Origin of the sequence: Mesorhizobium sp. STM 4661 (assembly GCF_000359125.1) — a bacterium.
Lineage (GTDB): Bacteria > Pseudomonadota > Alphaproteobacteria > Rhizobiales > Rhizobiaceae > Mesorhizobium.
On the sequence record NZ_CAAF010000014.1, the window covers coordinates 1 to 19,727 of the forward strand.

The window sequence follows — 19,727 nt, forward strand, 5'->3', positions numbered from 1 at the left end:
TGTTCCAGCTTGGCACCAACAGCGATCCGGCCAGCACCCCTCAACCGTCTCGGCGCTGCGCGCCGATCCACCTTCTCCCACAAGGGGAGAAGGCAAGACAGGGCGTCGTCGCCCGCTATTCAATAATCAAGAACTTGGGAGGTGGCATTGGCGGACAAGGTAAAAGTGCTGGTGGTTGGGCTCGGCAATATGGGCGCGTCGCATGCCAGCGCGTATCATAGGCTGGACGGTTTCGAGATCGTCGGCATCATGAGCCGCTCGATCAAGAGCAACAAGAAGATCCCGGCCGAACTTTCAGGCTATCCGCTCTACGAGGATTTCGACCTGGCGCTGAAGGAGACGAAGCCCGATGCCGTCTCCATCAACAGCTGGCCCAATACGCACGCCGAATACGCGCTGAAGGCAATCGCCGCCAATTGTCATGTGTTCATGGAAAAGCCGCTCGCCACCAATATCGAGGATGCCGAAAAAGTGGTCGCCGCGGCGCGGGCGAAGAACCGCAAGCTGGTGCTCGGCTACATCCTGCGTGTGCACCCTTCCTGGATCAAGTTCATCGAGGTCGGCAAGACGCTCGGCAAGCCGCTGGTGATGCGGCTCAACCTCAATCAGCAGAGCAGCGGCAGCGCCTGGCACTGGCACAAGAACCTGATCGATTCGCTGATTCCGATCGTCGATTGCGGCGTGCACTATGTCGATGTCATGTGCCAGCTCACCGGCGCCAAGCCGGTGCGGGTGCACGGCATCGGCGCCAAATTGTGGGCGGAAGCCGACAAGCAGAATTACGGCCACCTGCATGTCACCTTCGACGACGGTTCGGTCGGCTGGTACGAAGCGGGCTGGGGCCCGATGATGAGCGAGACGGCCTATTTCGTGAAGGATGTGGTCGGCCCCAAGGGTGCGGTCTCGATCGTCGCCGGCCAGACGGCAAGCAGCGCTGCCGACACCGCCGAAGTCTCGAACTCCGCCGATATCGACCGTCACACCAAGACCGATGCGCTGAAGATCCACTATGCCCAGGTCGATGGCGACAAGAATTTCAGCAAGCCCGACGAGATCGTCAGCATGGAGGACGAGCCCGGCCATCAGGAGCTCTGCGACCGCGAGCAGGCGTTCTTCCTGCGCGCCATTCGCGAGGATCTCGACCTCGCCGAGCAGATGGATGCCGCGGTCAACAGCCTGCGTATCGTGCTCGCCGCCGAGCAGAGTATCGAGCTGGGGCGGACCGTCGAGCTGGCGTGAGGCCGTGAAGGATCGCAGACTGAAGGTGAGCGCTGACTGCTTCAGCGCGGCCTGCCGGCATCTTCACCTCAAGCAGCTGGAGCGGGCGCCGTCGGTTAAGCTGCCGATCTCCCCCCTTGCGGGGGAGATGCCCGGCAGGGCAGAGGGGGTTCTGTCCCTCCGACTTGCCAGGCAATCGGCACCATCTCGTCAGGCCAATGCCGGTTTGGGATGGGTTAAGTCGAAAGGCGGCGATCCTTCCCACCCCCCTCTGTCCTGCCGGACATCTCCCCCGCAAGGGGGGAGATCGGCTGTCCGTTCTACTTTCGCCAACCTTCTAGTTTCAGCCCCTACCGCGCGGGCGGCAGGTCCGAACCACCATCCAGCCAGGCCAGATCGTCCGGCGACAGCGCGATGTCGAGCGCTTGCAGGCTGTCGTCCAGTTCGCCGAGCGTGCGCGGGCCGATCAGCGGCGTGGATGGAAACGGCTGGGCCAGGACATAGGCGAGCGCGACATGGATCGGGGCCTTGCCCAGCCTGTCGGCGAGTTCGATCGCCCGGTCGCGGCGCCCGAAATTCTTCTCCGAGTACCAGACCCGCACCAGTTCCTCATTGTCCAGCCTGTCGCGCCCGGCGCGCTCGGTGAAGAAGCCCCGCCCCTGGCTCGACCAGGCGAAATTCGGCATCTGCCGGGTGGTCAGCCACGCCTTCCAGTCGTCGCTGGAGGCGGTGACGCAGCCGGCCCAGATCGGCTCCAGCATTTCGGCCAGCGAAAAATTGTTGGAGAGCACGCCGGGCTTCTGCTTGCCGGCCCGCTCGGCATAGGCGATGGCCTCGTCCATGCGCGCCATCGTCCAGTTGGAGCCGCCGAACGGCCCGCGGATGCGGCCTGCCCTGGCCTCCTGGTCCATGGCGTCGACGAATTCGCCAACCGGCACATCCGGATTGTCGCGGTGCATGAAATAGATATCGACATGATCGGTCTGCAGCCGGTCGAGCGACTGGCCGAGCTGCTTGGCGATGACATCGGGATAGCAGAGCGGCGAATGCGCGCCCTTGGCGATGACGATCGATTGCTCGCGCACGCCGCGATTCCTCAGCCATTGGCCAAGCAACGCCTCGGTATAGCCGGCGCCGTAGACATAGCCGGTGTCGAACAGATTGCCGCCGGCCTCGAAAAAGGCATCGAGCAGGATCGAGCCCGAAGAGAAAGTGCGGAAATCCTCGAAGCCGAGCGCCAGACACGAAGCCGGTCGCGGCAGACCCGGAATCTGGCGTTTCGGGATGGTGGCGCCGTCGGTGCGCAACCGACGGCCGGAAATCGTGTTGAGGCGTTTTGCCGGCTTTTCGATTTCATATTCGAGGCCGACAGCAGCGCGCCATCTGTCGAGCACACGCAGAGTGCCGAGACTGTCGTCCCAGCCCATGCCCGGCCAGGCAAATTCCCGGCGGCCGGCAAGGATCGCCTCGCCGGCGGCGTCGACCTCGAAGGAATAGAGATGACGCGTTTCGTTGACGCTGATGGTTTCGCGCGTGCCGTCGGATCGGATCAGGTCGATCCGGCCCAGACCAACATCGCGATCGCCGCCGGCGAACCAGAAATCCGGCACCGCGATGTTGCCCTTGGTGCCGAGGATGCGGAGGACGTTTTCCTGATCGAGCGAGATGCTGCAGGACACCTCGGCGACGATGCCGCCGGGGAAATGCAGCAGCGCCGAGGCCCATTCGTCGACCCCGGACTGGCCGAGATGCGCGGCACCAACCACTCGGTCCGGCTCGGCGAAAGGCATTCCCGCTGCTGCCCCGGCAATCAGCCGCGCCATCGAGACGGGATAGCCGCCGACATCCAGTATGCCGCCGCCGGCGAGATCGTTGGCAAAGAGCCGGTGCTCCGGCATGAAGCCGGGCATGGCGAAGCCGAAGCTCGACTTGATCATCCTGATCTCGCCGATGGCGCCCGACCTGACCAGCTCGACCAGCTTCAACGTCTGCGGATGCAGCCGGTACATGAAGGCCTCGCCGAGGAAGGTGCCGGCCTTGCGCGCCGCATGGATCATCGCGTCGGCCTCGAAGGCGGTCAGCGCAATCGGCTTTTCACACAGCACATGTTTGCCGGCTTCGGCCGCCTTGATCGCCCATTCGGCGTGGCCGGGATGCGGTATCGAAATATAGATCGCATCGACATCCGGGTCCTTGAGCAACGCCTCATAGCCATCGAGTATGCGGGCACCGGGAAAGCTCTCGGTGAGGCCCGACTTGCCCGGGTTGCGGGCACCAAGGGCTACCAGCGTGCCGGTGCGCGACTGTGCGACCCCGCCGGCAAAGGACTTGGCAATGCCGCCGGGCCCGAGAATGCCCCAGCGAAGTTTTTCCGGTCTGGAATTCATGTCATATCTCCAAGGGTAGCCGCGATGCATTGCGATCGGGCCAAGAAAATCTGCCGCCTAGCGAATCCTTCCGCCTGACGTGTCGAAGAGCAGGGAACGCTCGGCCTTGATCGACACGGTAATATGGTCGCCGCTCGCGCGTTGCCGCGAAGCCTCGCGCTCGATGATCAGTTCCTCGTCTCCGGCATCGGCGTAGACGTAGCTCACCGATCCCAGGTGCTCGGCGACATCGGCCTTGACCGATATGTCGCAGTCGCCTCGACCGGCATCGAAAAAGTGCTCCGGCCGGATGCCGAGAACGACATCGCTGCCGACCGCGGGTGGAGCTTGCGAAAGCGGCTTGCGCAGCCGGGCGCCGCGATGGTTGGCGAGTTCGACGGTCGCCGCGCCGCTCTCGATACCGACCACCTTCGCGGCCATGAAATTCATCTTCGGCGAGCCGACGAAACCGGCGACGAAGCGGTTGGCCGGGTCGTCATAGAGATCGAGCGGCGCCCCGATCTGCTCGATATGACCGGCATTGAGCACGACGATCCGGTCGGCCAGCGTCATCGCTTCGGTCTGGTCGTGCGTCACATAGATCATGGTGACGCCGAGCTCCTTGTGCAGGCGCGATATCTCGACCCGCATCTGCACTCTGAGTTCGGCGTCGAGATTGCTTAGCGGCTCGTCGAACAGGAACACTTGAGGCTCGCGCACGATGGCGCGGCCGATGGCGACGCGCTGGCGCTGGCCGCCCGACAATTGTTTTGGGCGCCGCTGCATCAGTTCAGTGATGCGCAGGATTTCAGCGGCTCGGCCAACCCGCCGATCGGTGTCGGCCTTCGGGTTGCCGTTCATCCGCAGCCCGAAGCTCAAATTCTGCTCCACCGTCATGTGCGGATAGAGCGCGTAGGACTGGAACACCATGGCGATGCCGCGATCGGCCGGCTCGACATCGTTCACCACCTTGCCGCCGATGGCGATCTCGCCGCCGCTGATGTCCTCGAGCCCGGCGATCATCCTGAGCAGTGTCGATTTTCCGCAGCCGGAAGGGCCGACGAAGACGACGAATTCGCCATCCCTGACGTCGATGCTCGCGCCATGGACGACCTCATAGACGCCGAAGCGCTTGACGACATTGCTGAGTGTGACCGCCGCCATTGCCGATCCCTATTTCACGGCGCCGGCGGCGATGCCGGCGATGAAATGACGCTGCAAGAGCACGAAGACGACGAGCATCGGCACCGTCAGCATCACGGCACCGGCCATGATGCCGCCCCACGACACTTTGGTCAGGCCGATCAGCGTGCCGAGCGCCACGGGAGCCGTCATCGCACCGGGCTGGCTGTTGATCAGCAGCGGCCAGAGGTAGTTGTTCCAGGAAGCCAGGAACAGGATGATGGCGAGCGCGGCGAGCATCGGCCGCGCCAGCGGCAGCGCGACGAAGAGGAAGATGCGCCATTCCTTCACGCCTTCGACGCGGGCGGCATCGAACAGCTCATGCGGCATCATCGAGAAGGCCTGCCGCATGAACAGCACGCCCAGCGAATTGAACAGCGGCGGCACGATCAGCGCCACCCAGGTGTTGGCGAGCTGGAAGTCGCGCGCCACCATGATGAATTGCGGGATCAGCACGACCGCATAGGGCAGCGTGATGGTGCCGAGGATGATGGCGACGACCATGCCCTTGCCGAAGAACTGATAGCGCGCCAGCGCCCAGCCGGCCATCGAGGTGAGCAGCACGGACAGGAAGGTGTAGGTCACCGCCACCGACACCGAGATGCCGATGGCGCCGACGAAATTGGTGCCGCGCTGCAGATTGTCGAAATTGTCGAGGAAACCGCCATGCGGCAGAAGCTCGATGCCGGGGCTGAAGATGCCATTGTCGGGCATGGTCGAAAACACCACCATCATCCACAGCGGAAACAGCCAGATCAGCGCCAGCGGCGTCAGGAACAGATGCAGCGCGATGCTGCGTGCGAGCCTGGCCTGGGACAGCGAGCTCATTTCGGGTCCCTCGTCAGCCATAGCTGAACCAGCGTGATGGCGATCGCCAGCCCGGCCATGGTGTAGGCAATGGCCGAGGCGTAGCCGAAATTGAGCGACCGGAAACCCTGGCGGTAGAGCAGCAGGCCGAGCGTTTCGGTGCCGCCGCCCGGTCCGCCGCGTTCGGTGATCAGGAAGGGCTCGGTGAAGAGCTGCATGGTGCCGATGATCGACAGCACCGCGCAGAAGACGATGACCGGCTTGAGCAGCGGCAGGGTGATGTAGAAGAACTGCTTCACCTTGCTGACGCGGTCGAGCGTCGCCGCCTCATAGACATCATCGGGGATCGACTGCAGGCCGGCGAGCAGGATGATGGCGTTGTAGCCGGCCCAGCGCCAGGTCACCGCGATCATGATGACAGCCATCGCCGGGGTGACGTTGGAAAACCAGTCGATCTTGGGCAAGCCGACACTGTTCAAGAGCTTGTTGACGATGCCGAAATCGAGGTTGAACATCAGCCTGAACACCGCCGAATAGGCGACCTCGCCGACCACGACGGGCGCGAAGAAGGCAAAGCGGTAGAGGCCGCGGGCCTTGAGCAGCGGCGAGTTCAACAGCACCGCCATGACGATCGCCAGCGAGATCATCACCGGCACCTGGATGACGAGGATGAGCAGCGTGTTCTCCAGCGCATTGAAGAAGGCGGGGTCGCCGATCAGGCGGCCCCAGTTGAAGGTGGGCGCGAACCGCCACGGCACGGTGCGTGTCGCCTGGAAGGAGATCAGGAAGGACGAGATGATCGGCCATACCCAGAAGATCGAGAAGATCAGGAGATAGGGCGCGAGGAAGCGGTAGGCCGTGGCATTCTGAGTGCGCATTGTTACCTCCTTCCGTTCTGTGTCACGCCCGCTGGGGAATCAATTGTCGAGACCGGCGCCGCCCCTCATCACCCTGCCCGTCCTCCGCAGCAGCTGCGCTGCAGCTGCGGAGGGTGGACCGGGCACTTCTCCCCGTATAGTGACGGGGAGAAGGGGCTGGCCGCAGCCTTGGCAGCCTTTTTGCAACGCCGGTGACTGGCGAAACCGTTGATGACAGCGCCCCTCTCCCCGTCACTATACGGGGAGAGGATGCCGGCAGGCAGGTGAGGGGCGGCGTCAACGTTTATCCAGCTCGCCAGCCTACTCCATGATCGGCAGGCCGGTCGCCGAGGCGATCTGGCTGGCGGCATCGTCGAGCGCCGCCTTGGCGTCGGGATAGCCGCCGCCGAGGTATTTGGTCTGCACCGCGCGCATGATGATCTCGGCGTCGCTCTGGAACGGCGTGCCGCGGCTGGGGACGACCTTGGGCAGAGTGGCGAGAATGTCTTTCCACACCGCCTGGCCGCCCCAGTAGGGCAGGCCCTCGGAAACATAGGGATCGTCGAGCGCGGAGATCAGCGAGGGCACCAGGCCGAAACCTTTCAGCATGGCTATCTGGCCTTCATTGGTCTCCAGCGTGTATTTCAGATAGGCGTAGGCGGCCTCCTTGTTCTTCGACGCCGAGGTGATGGCGAGCGAAGAGCCGCCGAGATTGGCGGCGCGGGGACCGTCGGCGGTCAGGCTCGGCATCGGATAGACGCCCCATTTGCCGTTTTCGCCGGCCGATTCGGTGCGAATGGTGCCCTCATACCAGCCGCCATAGACCTGGGTGGCGACGGTGCCGGCGGTGTTGTTGGTGATCTTGGTGCTCCAGTCGGCCGAGGTGATGATACCGGCGTCCTTCATCTCCTTGATCTTGGTCAGCGTATCGACGCATTTGGGCTGATTGACCGTGATCGACTGGCCGTCGGCGGCGAAATAGGCGCAGCCCTGTTCGTTGGAGATCATGCGGAAGAATTCGGTGTCGCCGTTGAAATCGGCGTTGGTCATGGTCACTCCCGGATTGGCGGCCTGGATCTTCTTGCCGGCGGCGATGAAATCGTCCCAGGTCTTGATCGAGGCGGGATCGACGCCGGCCTTCTCGTAGAAGTCGCGGCGGTAGAAGGCGGCGACCGGACCCGAATCCCACGGCATGGCATAGGCCTTGTCGCCGACTTCGAGCTCGGTGCGCTTGAAATCCGGGAATTTCGCCTGGTCTTGCGCCGTGTAGCCGAGCGTGTGCAGGTCGACGAAGCAGTCGGGGAACTGGCTCCAGTAGTTCTCGGCCTCGCCGTTTTCGATCGAGATGATGTCGGGCAGGCCGACGCCGCCGGCGGCGCAGCCGGCGATCGACTTGTCATAGGTTGGCTGGTTGCCGAGATCCTGGACCGTGACCTTGATGTCGGGGAATTGCTTGTTGAAGCCTTCGACGGTGGCCTTCAGCGACGAAGCGGCGATGTTCCAGCTCCAGATCGTGATTTCGCCGGACTGCGCAAGGGCCGGGCCGGAGCCCAGGGCAAGCACGAGCGCGGCGCAGGTCAGTGTGGTGCGCATTGAAATCCTCCCATTTCATTTGCTCTCTCACTGTGAGCGTGGCTAGACTATGCAGTGGGCAGGGCCTGTCGCCGTCAAAGGGAATATGAAATTGGCGGAAAGTAAGATGCCGGAGCGGCCGTTTTACCAGCCTGGCGCCAGCAGCGTGGAAGGCCTGCCGCTGCTGCTGCAGATGTTCCACACGCAACCGCTGGTGATGCTGAAGCCGCATTGGCATGCCCAGGTCGAGGTGAACTTCATTGTCCGCGGCACTGTCCACTACCGCATGAACGATCACGAGATCGCGCTTTCGGCCGGCGAGATGTGCCTGTTCTGGGGCGGCCTGCCGCACCAGATGGACGATCTCAGCGACGATGCCGTCTATGCCGGCGCGCATCTGCCGCTGGTGCATTTCTTCCGGCTGCATCTGCCCGCCGATATCAGGCACAGGCTGATGACGGGTGCTGCGCTGGTGACATCAGCCACCGACCGCTCCGACAATGATAGTTTCGAGCGCTGGAACCGCTATGCCCGCTCGGGCGATCCGGCCAGGGCCGAGCACGCCGTGAACGAGCTTCTGCTGCGGCTGGAGCGGGTGCGGTTCGAGCCTTACCGGCTGGTGCCCGAAACACCGACGGGTCAGGAAACGGGCAACCCCTTCGATCAGCAGTCGTCGCGCAATGTCGGGCGCATGTGCGACTTCATCGCCGAGAATTTTCTCTACGACATCGACTGCGTGACCATCGCTGCCGCCGCCGACATCCACCCCAAATACGCCATGAGCCTGTTCAAGAAATCGACCGGCATGACGCTCAACGAATATGTCAACCTGTTGCGGCTGAGCTACGCGCAGGCGCTTTTGATGCACCAGGACGCCAATGTGCTGCGCGTCGCCATGGAGAGCGGCTTCGGTTCGCTCAGCGCCTTCAACAAATCATTCCGCAAGCTCGCCGGCATGTCGCCGTCGGATTTTCGCAAAGCGGGCGTCAGGTAGTTCGCGATGCTGCGCCTTCGTTCAGGGACCGAATGTCACAAGCTCGGTGAACGTCAGATCGCCAGGCGAGGGTGGTTTGGGGCCTCTGAAATATTTCAACCCCTTGTTGGGGCGGTACCACCCGACCAGACCTGCAATCGGCTCCTTGGCGTCGACGAAGCAAAGCAGGATTCCGCTTCGCAAGAGAAAGCGCCCCATGGCACCGGCGCACCGGCTCAAATCCGCAAGAGAGCGGCAATAGACGATCTGATAGCATGGGATAAGACGGTGCACTATTCGACGCGGTATCAACACCAAGGGAAACGCTGCTCCGTCGCAAATGCAAATCAATGACAGGCAGCCCAGCGCGGCGTGTTCCAGGAGTATGTATCTCTCGGCGTCGGGCAGCATCGCCAATTCCGCAAGATCGGGACGAACTTCAAGCACCCGACACGACCGCTGCACTGAATTCAAGGCCGGCAAGAAGGCAAATTGTCCGTTGGAAAAGGGGCGAAAGCCGAGCGCCCAGTTGGCTTTCAATGTCGCGGGTTTCGGCGAAATGTTCGTGTAGGTCACATCCCTTTGCCTGAGAATCGTTGTAACCAGCTTGGCGCCATAGGGACGGAATTCCGCGTCGACGGACCAGCTTGAAAGATTGCAGCGGATCTCGTCGCCTTCCGGCCTCCGGTAGCGGGTATAAAGGGTCAGCACAACGCCGACGATTCGACCAGCCTTTTCCAAAGCAAAGCCGTATCGTTGGAATTCGTCGACGGCAGGCCGCCGCGACAAACGGGTCAGCGCCTGTATCCAGTAACTCCGGTCACGCTCCGGAAAGCCCCTGCACAGGCAGTCGACCACTCCTTCCCAATCAGCTTCGCAAATTGGTCGACAGCGAAGATCGGGAGGGAGAGCGCCAAGGACGGCCATAATCAACTCCAGAATACGATAAAGCTACTTAAAGCGTGCCAAGTTTGAAAGGCCCATGCGATGCGCTTTAAGTTCTTGTTTTTGTGCATGTGTTATCGCAAAACCGCTGCGCACTCTGTGCGATATGCGTTTGATATGCCCCCGCGCAACATATTGGTGAACAACGATTAATACTCTGTGCAGCTTTTAAAAACGACTTTCCGCATTCATCACGAAAACGCAGAGTCCAGGTGAAGAATGCCGTTGCGTACCTCTCGCGCCTGTCGCGCGATGACAGCGACCGGAACCGGGAAAGGGAGAGAGCGGTGGCCACCGTCGGCCCGCGAGTGATGGCCTGGGTGAAGTTTGGCCCCCAAAGTGGCCTCCAAGTCAGTTGACGCGCGATCGCGGCGCACCTCTGTATGGTGCTGAGAGAGGTAGGGGGCGCATGGCGGGAAAGAGGACCGGTAAGCGGGCAGCTGAGCAGACGCGGCTTCCTGGGCTCAGCATATGGACCCTCTTGGGTAATACAGATTGAAAATTGCGCCCTCATGTTTCAAAACAGGTCGGTAGACCCGCGAGGATGGTTTCGAATCCTGAGGGGTCGCCCACGATCCTCAAGGCGAGAATTCTAAAAGACGTTCAACAATGACCCAGCACGTAAAAGACGCTCGAGTTCTCATGTACAGCCACGACACGTTCGGGCTCGGCCACTTGCAGCGCTGCCGGACGATCGCGCATTCGCTGGTCGAGGATTTCCGCGGACTTCAGGTGCTTATCATTTCGGGTGCGACTATAGCTGGCGCCTTCGACTACCGCGCCCGTGTCGACTTCGTGAAGATCCCCAGCGTCATCAAGTTGCGCAACGGCGAATACAACTCGCTGGAAAAGGATATCGATCTGCATGAGACGCTAAGGATGCGCCAGTCGATCATCCGCCACACAGCCGAGACCTTCCGGCCGGATATCTTCATCGTCGACAAGGAACCGCTCGGCCTGCGCGGTGAGATCGAGGACACGCTGTCCTACCTCAAGACGCGGGGCACCACGCTCGTGCTTGGCCTGCGCGAGGTGATGGACGCGCCGCATCTGCTCGAAGCAGAGTGGGCACGCAGGGATGTGATGCGCAAGATAGGCCTGTTCTACGACAAGGTCTGGGCCTATGGTCCGCCGGATTTCTACGATCCGTTGACCGGCTTGGATGTGCCGCCGGCTGTCAGGGCAAAGATGAAGTTCGTCGGTTTCCTGCAACGGAGCCTGCAGAAGAACGAGTTGCCCGGCCACCGGCCCGAGGGCGACTATATCCTCGTTACCACCGGTGGCGGCGGTGACGGCGCCGAACTGATTCACAACGTCATCGACGCCTATCAGCAGGATCCGCAATTGCAGCATAGGGCGCTGATCGTGCTTGGGCCTTACATGCCGGCGCGCAAGCGCAACAAGCTGCTCAAGAAGGGGTCCAAGATCCCCTATATCAAGATCATCGAGTTCGACAACCGCATGGAAGATCTGATTGCCGGCGCCAAGGCGGTAGTGGCGATGGGCGGTTACAACACCTATTGCGAGATACTGTCTTTCGACAAGCCGGCGCTGATCGTGCCGCGCGTCAAGCCCCGCGAGGAACAACTGATCCGAGCACGGCGCGCAGCCGAACTCGGCCTCATCGAGATGCTTTTGCCGGAAGAAGCCGAGGATTCCCAGCGGTTTGCCGATGCACTGAAGGTGCTGCCGGACCGGCCCCGCCCATCGCAGAGCAATCCGCATCTGACGCTGGAAGGGCTGCCTCATATTTCCGAAATCGTCGCGGAACTGCTCGACCGGCGGGCCGGCCATCACCTTTCGGTCATTGAAGGCATGAACTGAGTTGCAACATCGCAAGATCGTCGTGGTTCTGAAGGGCTATCCGCGGCTGTCGGAAACCTTCATCGCGCAGGAACTGCTCGGTCTGGAGCGTGCGGGGTTCGACCTGATACTCGTCGCGCTCAGGCGGCCGACCGACGCAAAACGCCACCCCGTGCATGACGAGATCAAAGCGCCCGTCCATTATCTGCCGGAATATCTGCATGAAGAGCCGCTGCGCGTGGTTCGCTCGCTGTTTGCTTTTCTGCTGCGGCCGGGCTTCTGGCGCGCGCTCGGATCGCTGGCTGCCGATATCCCCCGCGACTTTACGCGCAATCGCGCGCGCCGCTTCGGGCAAGCGCTCGTGCTGGCGGCCGAATGGCCGGAAGACGCGGGCTGGCTGCATGCACATTTCGCGCACACACCGGCATCGGTGACGCGCTATGCCAGCCAGCTTCGTGGCCTGCCCTGGAGCTGCTCGGCCCATGCCAAGGACATATGGACTTCGGCGGACTGGGATCTGGCTGGCAAGCTTTCCTCGGCGCGCTGGACGGTCACTTGCACGAAAACCGGCTTCGACCGTCTGAAAAAACTCGCTAACGGCAACTCGTCTGTGCATCTGAGCTATCATGGGCTCGACCTTGATCGCTTCGGCAGTTTCGGCGAGGCGCGAAAACAGCATGACGGCTCGGCGCCGGACGAACCGGTTATCGTTCTGAGTGTCGGGCGCGCCGTTGAAAAGAAAGGTTACGATACGTTGCTGGAGGCCCTTGCCCTCTTGCCTGGTGATTTGGCGTGGCGTTTCGAGCATATCGGCGGCGGCGAGGAACTGGAACGGTTCAAGGCGCTGGCGCAAAAGCTCGGCCTGGATGGTCGCGTCTCTTGGAAAGGCGCGCTTGCGCAGGAGGAGGTGCTTGAGCACTACCGCCGCGCCGACATCTTCGCCCTGGCCTGCAGGATCACCGCAAATGGCGACCGGGACGGTCTGCCGAATGTTCTGGTGGAGGCGGCTAGCCAGCGGCTTGCCTGCGTGTCGACCGATATTTCCGGCGTGCCGGAGCTTTTATCGCCGGATGAAACCGGGCTGCTGGTTCCGACGGAAAACCCAATTGCCCTGGCACAGGCGCTGGAGCGCCTGATCCGTGATCCCGTGCTGCGCGCCCGCCTCGGCGACGCCGCAGAGCGGCGCGTGCGCGGCAATTTCGATCATATGGCAAGCATTGGACAGCTCAAGGAACTGTTCGAGCGGGAGTGGCGGGCCGCCGAATGAAGCGGCTGCGCGCTTTCTTCTATGTCCAGCACCTGCTCGGTATCGGCCATCTCGCGCGCGCCAGCCGCATTGCGGCGGCTCTGGTCGATGACGGGTTTGACGTAACCGTCGTGACCGGCGGAGCGCCGATCGCGGGGTTTCCCGGACTGGGTGTAAAATCTGTAACCCTGCCACCTGTCACCTCCGGTGATGAAGGATTTTCCGGACTTGTCGACCTGCAGGGCAAACCCATCGACGATGATTTCAAGAAATGGCGTTCAGAAATGCTGCTGCGGGCATTCCGGGATTGCAGGCCTGATATCGTCATTGTCGAGGCGTTTCCATTTGGACGCCGGCAGATGCGTTTCGAACTCTTGCCGCTGATCGAGGCCATCGACGCGACGTCGCCCAGACCGCTGCTGGCGACGTCCGTCCGTGATATCCTTCAGGAGCGCGTCAAGCCGGGCCGAAACGAGGAAACGGTCGATCTCATCAACAGTTATTTCGACCTTGTTATGGTCCACGGCGATCCGGCTTTCGCAACCATCGACAAGACATTTCCACTGGCTGGGGCGATCAGGGCCGAGGTCACCTATACGGGGCTCGTTGCAGCGCCGCCATCGCCCGCGGCCTCCGAGCGCTTCGACGTTCTGGTGTCGGTTGGCGGCGGGGCTGCCGGAAAGAGCCTTGTCAGATCCACCATCGCAGCGGCGCGGAATGCCAACAACGCTTGGAAATGGTGTTTGATCACCGGCCCTAACCTGCCGAAAGACGAGTTTGACGTGATCGCACGCGATGCCACGCCGGGCCTGTCCATCTTCCGGTTCCGCGAGGATTTCGCCAGCCTGCTGACCGGCGCCCGCCTGTCAGTCTCGCAGGCGGGTTACAACACGGTCTGCGATGTCCTGCGCGCGGGTTGTCGCTCCCTGCTCGTTCCATTTGCAGCCGGCGGGGAAACCGAACAGACGGTTCGCACCCTGATGCTCGAAGAACTCGGTCTTGCAACGGTGCTGATGGAAAAGGACCTAACGCCTGAAGGTTTGGCGCAAGCGATCGAACAGGCGCTTGTGGGACCGACGCCATCCGCGCATCGTCTCGATCTGGAAGGCGCGCGTCGCTCGGCGCAAATCCTGCGCGAGCGGTATCGAACATGGTCCCTAAAAGCGGGGCCTGGTTTTCGGAAAAGTTCATGATCAAACAGACGATGGATCCTAACGCGCGTCGCGTCTGACGAGATTCGTGCGACGCGCTTCAAGTCCTTGTTTTCATGCATGTCGTTGTCCCAAAACCGCTACGCGCTTTTGGGCGAAATGCATTAAACAGTTCCAATCAGCATGAAGCGCGTATAATTTTTTGTCGGCAGTTCGCCGGAGAACCGCACCTCCCGTAGCGCCGCCATTGCTTCGAACGCTGCAAGTGAAGCCACGCAGTTGATGTGCGTCGGCTCGCTGAAATAATCGTTCGATTGCAGCAGTACATTCGTGCCCCGCGGAAGCAGAGCAAGCCAGGCGCGCAGCTCGGCTATGTGTTCGCAGCTCGTATTGACCATCAGGTCGGACCGCCCGGCCGCATAGTCGAGTGCGTACATATCTGCCGTCAGCGCCCGGAACCGGTCGCCGGCTTCCCGGTTGAGGGTCCGGGCGACCGGCGCGACTTCGGGATCGATGTCGATGCTATCGACCGCCGCGATGTCGAAACGGGCGTCGTTGAAAAGCATTGCCGGCAATACGCCGTACCATCCACCCAGAACCCATATGCGCCCGAACCGGCCGCCGCGGCTTTCGAACAGCCTGTCGAGCGCCCACATCTTGCAGGCGACCTGCTTGTGGTTGAAGGCGTTGGCGATATCGGCCTTCGGATGCTTGGCGATGACGCGCGCCAGCCCTGCCACGAGAGGGCATTTGACATAGGCAGCAATTCCCCGCGTGAGGTCCAGGGCTTGCTCGTGCCAGTCCATGCCGGCATTGCGTGGTTGCGTGACATCCATCATATTCGTCTTGTATGTTGGGATTTCGGGCGACGCAATCTTGCCTCCCGCAAGGCTGTTTGATCCGCGGACGTGATTATGCTGCAAGCCGCTTCGTCATTGCCCGGTGCCGGAGAGAGCCGCTTGCATCTGTCCGGACCATCGGCGTCCATCCGCCAGCACCAGCCGCGCAGCTGCGGCCTCGTGCTCGGCTATTCGCCAAAGCCCTACGGAAGCCGCGAACCGTTTGAGCGCAGGACAATCTCCATGCACTGCAGCTTCGAGCTTGTCGTTGGCGACGAAGAAATTGCCGATACGCCATTCGCCAGCAGGTGCTTTTGCATCCCGCATCCTTCCAACTGAAGGGTCCACAGTCGCATATGGAACCCAGCCTAGCCCGCTATATCTGGACGCACACCAAGAAGCAGCAGCTTTGGATATTGATGATCGTCGTGCTTTCGATGATCCCGTATTTCATGTCCTTCGACCTGCCGAAGCTGATCGTCAACGGCCCGATCCAAGGTGGCGGCTTCGAGCAACCGGGCGCGACCCAGCCATTCATGAGGTTACACTATAACCTGCCGTTCATTGGAGAGGTCCAGTTCTTCTCCGGTTTTCAGCTCGACCGCAAGGAGACGCTGCTTGCCCTGAGCCTTGTGTTCCTCTTGCTCGTCATCATCAACGGCCTGTTCAAACTCTACATCAACACCTACAAGGGCCGCCTCGGCGAACGCATGCTGCGGCGTATCCGCTTCGATCTGGTCGATCGTGTGCTGCGGTTTCCGCCGATTTACTTCAAGCGGGTGAAATCCGCCGAAGTGGCGACCATGGTGAAGGACGAGGTGGAGCCGCTGGGCGGCTTCATCGGCGATGCCTTCGTGCAGCCGGTGCTGCTCGGCGGCCAGGCGCTGACGGCCATGCTGTTCATCATGGTCCAGAACTTCTGGCTCGGAACGATAGCGGCCGTGATCGTGGCGATCCAGATCGTGCTCATCCCGCGAATGCGGCGGCGGCTGATCGTGCTCGGGCGCGAACGGCAGTTGACGGCGCGCGCGCTTTCGGGCCGGGTTGGCGAAATCGTCGACGGCATCGGCGCGGTTCACGTCCACGATACATCAAACTACGAGCGCGCCGACATAGCTGCCCGGCTCGGGCTCATCTTTAAGATCCGCTTCGATCTTTACCAATGGAAATTCATGGTGAAGTTCCTGAACAATTTTCTCGCGCAGGTCACGCCCTTTCTGTTCTACATGATCGGCGGGTATCTGGTCATCCAGGGGCGGCTGGACGTCGGCCAGCTCGTGGCCGTGATCGGCGCCTACAAGGACCTGCCCGGACCGATGAAGGAACTGATCGACTGGGATCAGGCGCGGCAGGATGTCCAGGTCAAATATCAGCAGGTCGTTGAACAGTTCACAGTCGAGGGACTCATTGCGCCGAGAATCGGGGCATTGACGATCGACGATCCCGATCCGATGACCAACCCCCTGTCGGCGATCAGTCTGTCCATGGCTGACGATGGCGGTGCAATGCTCCTCGACCGTATCTCCCTCCAGGTCAAGCCGGGTGAGACGGTGGCGCTGGTCAGTACCGCAACAGGTGGGGCGGAGGCGCTTGCGGAAGCCTTCGCGCGGCTGAACCGGCCGGACAGCGGAAGGGTCGCTTCGGGCGCCGACGACCTGCTTGAACTCCCCGAAGCAGTGACCGGCCGGCGCATGTCCTATGCCTCGTCGGATGTTTTCCTGTTCCAGGCAAGCCTCCGCGATAACCTGCTCTACGGATTGAAGCATGCGCCGCTGACATCGGTGCCTTATGACGGTGCCGCGGCAGACCAGCACCGCTGGAACATCGACGAGGCGCGCCGGTCGGGCAATCCGGATCTTGATATCCACAGCGACTGGATCAACTATGCTTCCGCCGGCGCTACCGGCCCGCACGACCTCTTTGAAGCCGTGCGCCGGGTGCTCGACGCGGTTGTTCTGTCGCGCGACATCCTGGATCTTGGCTTGCGCTCTTCGGCCGACCTCACGCGGCACACGGAGCTTGCCAGGCGGATCGTCGAACTGCGTGCGGCGCTGCGAACCCGGCTGGAGCACGAAGGACTGAGCGGACTGGTGGTTCCTTTCGAACCGGGCGCCTACAACAAGGAAGCAACGATCGGCCAAAACCTGCTCTTCGGCGCCGCCGCCGGCCCCAAACTGGCCGACAAGGCTCTGGCGGCCAATCCCTATTTTGCTTCTGTGCTGAGGCAAGCCGGCCTCGACCGCACGCTCTACGAAATGGGCATGGAGATCGCCGAACAGGCGATCGAGCTGTTTGCCGACCTGCCGCCCGATCACCAGTTCTTCCAGCAGCTCGCCTTCATGAGCGCCGAGGAGATACCCGCCTACGAAACCTTGCTGCAACGGCTCAAGAACCGTCCCCACGAGGCGGTTTCGGAGAACGACCGCGCCATGATCGTCACCTTGAGCTTTGCCTATATCGAGCCCCGGCACCGCTTCGGCCTGCTGAGCGACGAGCTGATGAGCAAGATCGTCGCTGCACGCAACCGGTTCTATGAAAACCTGCCGCCCGAGCTGCAAAATGCGATCGAACGGTATGATCCCGCCAAATACATTGCCGCGGCAACCGTCATGGATAATGTCCTGTTCGGGCGTGTGGGCAACAACCATCCCGACGCGCCGGACCGCATACGCACCATCGTCTATGAAATTCTTGACGAATTGGGGCTTTATGCCGAACTTCTGGATGTGGGCTTGGACTTCAACGTCGGCTCCGGCGGCAGGCGGCTGACCGGTGGACAGCGACAGAAGCTCGATGTTGCCCGGGCCCTGCTCAAGCGTCCCGATTTTCTCATTCTCAACCGGCCGCTGTCGGCGCTCGACCAGCGCATGCAGGATAAGGTGCTGCGAAACGTGCTCGAGGAAGCCAGACGCGACGGCCATTCGCCGGCAATTGTGTGGGTCGTGACGAATCCGGCAATGGGGATGATGTTCGATCGCGTTATTGTCTTCGACTCGGGCCAATTGGTGGAAGACGGAACACACGAGACACTTTTGGCAGGAAACGGTATCTTCAAGGAACTGCTGTCATAGAGCAACGGACATTCAGATGGGATCATTCCGCCGATGGGAATTTGCTGCAAGGTCAAGGGATACGGCGAAGGGCGTAGCGGGACTACATCCGCGCCGAAAACCCGAAAGATTTGCCGCAAATCCCGGAAACTGAATTGATTCCATCCGGGCGTCCGTTACTCTAGTCTGGCAAACGCGAATTTTGAGGTTTGCGACAATGCTGCTCAAGGATGAAGTTGGAATGCTGCAACGCGTTCCCTTGTTCTCTGGCATCGAACCGACAAAGCTCAAGCTGCTTGCGTTCACATCCGACCGCGTGAGCTACAGCGCCGGCCAGATCCTTTTCCGGCAGGGCGACGAGGGAGACGCCGCCTATGTCATCCTTTCAGGCAGGGCGGATATTCTGGTCGATTCCGACAGCGGGCCGATAAAAGTTGCCGAACTGGTGCCAAATTCGATTGTTGGCGAGATCGCCATATTGTGCAACAGCTCCCGCACTGCCACCGTCAGAGCGGCAAGTCCGCTGGAAGTCTTGAGAATCCGCAAGGATCATTTCCTGAGGCTTATGAAGGAGTTTCCGGAAATGACCATCGAGATGGTGCGGGTTCTTGCCGATCGCCTAAGCCATACGACCGCGGATCTGATCGACGCCCGAAGCGCCAAATAACGAATGACATGCGCTCGATCCTCGCCGTCGTGATGGCACTGGCCTCTTGCCGAGAAGATCTCCCGGAGAAAACCTGTCTCGCCTAGCAGCAGTTGTTTGGCTACGATGGGCGACGGGGACTGCGAAGGGCTAGCATGGACGACGACGTTTTCCTGGTCAGGTTTTGGGGCGTGCGCGGCAGCATTTCGGTATCGGGGCCAGAATTCTCTCGCTATGGTGGCAACACAATCTGCATTGAGATGCGATGCGGCAAGCATACGCTTCTATTCGACGCGGGCTCCGGCCTACGGTCCGCCGGACGGGCGTTTCGGGCGTCGGGCGTGACCGATTTCGACCTGCTTTTCACCCATTGCCATTACGATCACATCATCGGGCTGCCGTTTTTTGTGCCGATCTATGACCGGAACGCCAAGGTTACGCTTTGGTCCGGGCATCTTGCAGGACGCATGACGACACGGCAGATGGTCGACGAGTTCATGCGGCCGCCGTGGTTTCCGGTGAAACTGGAGATCTGCAAGGCAAGCCTCGACTGCCGCGATTTCGTATCCGGAGACGTGCTTCGGCCGCGCGAAGGGGTGGTGGTCCGAACCGGCAGTCTTGTCCATCCGGGGGGCTGCATAGGCTACCGGGTGGAATGGGGCGGCCGTGTCGTGGCAATGATCACAGACACTGAGCACGAGCCGGACAAACTCGATCAGGCGGTGCTCGGCCTGATCGAAAATGCCGACCTCGTCATTTACGACTGCGCCTACACCGAGGAGGAAATGGAACGCCACCGCGGTGACGGGCACTCGACATGGCAACAGGGCGTCAAGCTCTGTGAGGCGGCCGGTGCGCGGGGGCTTGCGGTGTTTCACCACACTCCGACACGCACCGACCAGGAACTGGACGAGATCGAGAAACTGGCCAAGGACAGGTTTGCCGGCGCTTTTGCCGCGCGGGATGGCCAGACGCTCAAATTTCCAGTCTCATTGCACAAAAAGCGCTGAGCTATTTTCCTCTAGAGCGCTTCACCGTTTCACAGAAACGGCGAAGCGCTCTATCTCTTTGT

The 19,727-nt window shown here is 61.4% G+C and carries 15 protein-coding genes; 8 read left to right on the forward strand and 7 right to left on the reverse strand.

All coding sequences use genetic code 11. From position 1 onward, the window contains the following. Positions 1-147: 147 nt before the first annotated feature. A complete protein-coding gene (locus MESS4_RS03820) occupies positions 148-1,239 on the forward strand; it encodes a Gfo/Idh/MocA family oxidoreductase (protein ID WP_006326830.1) in 1,092 nt (363 codons plus the stop codon). A gap of 329 nt (positions 1,240-1,568) precedes the next feature. Here MESS4_RS03820 and MESS4_RS03825 read toward each other — a convergent pair whose 3' ends face one another. From MESS4_RS03825 to MESS4_RS03845, 5 genes are all read right to left on the reverse strand, one after another. Then, the gene (locus MESS4_RS03825; RefSeq protein ID WP_006326832.1) at positions 1,569-3,605 is read right to left on the reverse strand and encodes an aldo/keto reductase; all 2,037 of its coding nucleotides are present in this window, start codon (positions 3,603-3,605) and stop codon (positions 1,569-1,571) included. 57 nt (positions 3,606-3,662) lie between these two features. Then, positions 3,663-4,748, reverse strand: coding sequence for a sn-glycerol-3-phosphate ABC transporter ATP-binding protein UgpC (gene ugpC / locus MESS4_RS03830; RefSeq protein ID WP_006326833.1), 1,086 nt, complete (start codon positions 4,746-4,748; stop codon positions 3,663-3,665). Positions 4,749-4,757: 9 nt separating this feature from the next. Further along, positions 4,758-5,594, reverse strand: a complete 837-nt coding sequence (locus MESS4_RS03835; protein ID WP_006326834.1) for a carbohydrate ABC transporter permease — start codon at positions 5,592-5,594, stop codon at positions 4,758-4,760. Beyond that, positions 5,591-6,451 carry a sugar ABC transporter permease gene (locus MESS4_RS03840; RefSeq protein WP_006326835.1) on the reverse strand — a complete coding sequence of 287 codons (861 nt, stop codon included), beginning with the start codon at positions 6,449-6,451 and terminating at the stop codon, positions 5,591-5,593. Before MESS4_RS03840 ends, MESS4_RS03835 begins: the two co-directional genes overlap by 4 nt. Before the next feature lie 300 nt (positions 6,452-6,751). Beyond that, positions 6,752-8,023: an ABC transporter substrate-binding protein gene (locus MESS4_RS03845; RefSeq protein ID WP_006326836.1), complete on the reverse strand. Its 1,272-nt coding sequence runs from the start codon at positions 8,021-8,023 to the stop codon at positions 6,752-6,754. 85 nt (positions 8,024-8,108) lie between these two features. Here MESS4_RS03845 and MESS4_RS03850 point away from each other — a divergent pair, with 85 nt between their 5' ends. After that, positions 8,109-8,996, forward strand: coding sequence for a helix-turn-helix domain-containing protein (locus MESS4_RS03850; RefSeq protein ID WP_198292722.1), 888 nt, complete (start codon positions 8,109-8,111; stop codon positions 8,994-8,996). Positions 8,997-9,017: 21 nt separating this feature from the next. Here the strand turns inward: MESS4_RS03850 and MESS4_RS03855 are convergent, their stop codons facing one another. Further along, entirely contained in the window at positions 9,018-9,902 is an 885-nt protein-coding gene (locus MESS4_RS03855; protein ID WP_006326840.1) for a hypothetical protein, read from the reverse strand. A 627-nt stretch (positions 9,903-10,529) separates the two neighbouring features. Here MESS4_RS03855 and MESS4_RS03860 point away from each other — a divergent pair. The 3 genes from MESS4_RS03860 to MESS4_RS03870 are packed head-to-tail and all read left to right on the forward strand — an operon-like array spanning position 10,530 to position 14,162. Then, entirely contained in the window at positions 10,530-11,744 is a 1,215-nt protein-coding gene (locus MESS4_RS03860) for a glycosyltransferase family protein (protein ID WP_006326843.1), read from the forward strand. Between the two features lies 1 nt (position 11,745). Continuing rightward, complete coding sequence (locus MESS4_RS03865; protein ID WP_006326844.1) at positions 11,746-12,990, forward strand: glycosyltransferase; 1,245 nt, start codon at positions 11,746-11,748, stop codon at positions 12,988-12,990. Beyond that, positions 12,987-14,162: a glycosyltransferase family protein gene (locus MESS4_RS03870; protein ID WP_006326845.1), complete on the forward strand. Its 1,176-nt coding sequence runs from the start codon at positions 12,987-12,989 to the stop codon at positions 14,160-14,162. The genes MESS4_RS03865 and MESS4_RS03870 overlap by 4 nt, the downstream gene beginning before the upstream one ends. A gap of 122 nt (positions 14,163-14,284) precedes the next feature. Here the strand turns inward: MESS4_RS03870 and MESS4_RS03875 are convergent, their stop codons facing one another. Beyond that, positions 14,285-14,959 carry a class I SAM-dependent methyltransferase gene (locus MESS4_RS03875; RefSeq protein WP_051070840.1) on the reverse strand — a complete coding sequence of 225 codons (675 nt, stop codon included), beginning with the start codon at positions 14,957-14,959 and terminating at the stop codon, positions 14,285-14,287. A 356-nt stretch (positions 14,960-15,315) separates the two neighbouring features. Between MESS4_RS03875 and MESS4_RS03885 the strand changes: the two genes are divergently transcribed. The 3 genes from MESS4_RS03885 to MESS4_RS03895 all read left to right on the forward strand — a co-directional run bounded on the left by MESS4_RS03885 (position 15,316) and on the right by MESS4_RS03895 (position 19,665). Further along, on the forward strand, positions 15,316-18,030 hold the full coding sequence (locus MESS4_RS03885) for an ABC transporter ATP-binding protein (RefSeq protein ID WP_006326847.1): 2,715 nt from the start codon (positions 15,316-15,318) through the stop codon (positions 18,028-18,030). A 196-nt stretch (positions 18,031-18,226) separates the two neighbouring features. Further along, the gene (locus MESS4_RS03890) at positions 18,227-18,676 is read left to right on the forward strand and encodes a cyclic nucleotide-binding domain-containing protein (RefSeq protein WP_006326848.1); all 450 of its coding nucleotides are present in this window, start codon (positions 18,227-18,229) and stop codon (positions 18,674-18,676) included. Between the two features lie 134 nt (positions 18,677-18,810). Continuing rightward, the gene (locus tag MESS4_RS03895; RefSeq protein ID WP_006326849.1) at positions 18,811-19,665 is read left to right on the forward strand and encodes an MBL fold metallo-hydrolase; all 855 of its coding nucleotides are present in this window, start codon (positions 18,811-18,813) and stop codon (positions 19,663-19,665) included. Positions 19,666-19,727 lie beyond the last annotated feature (62 nt).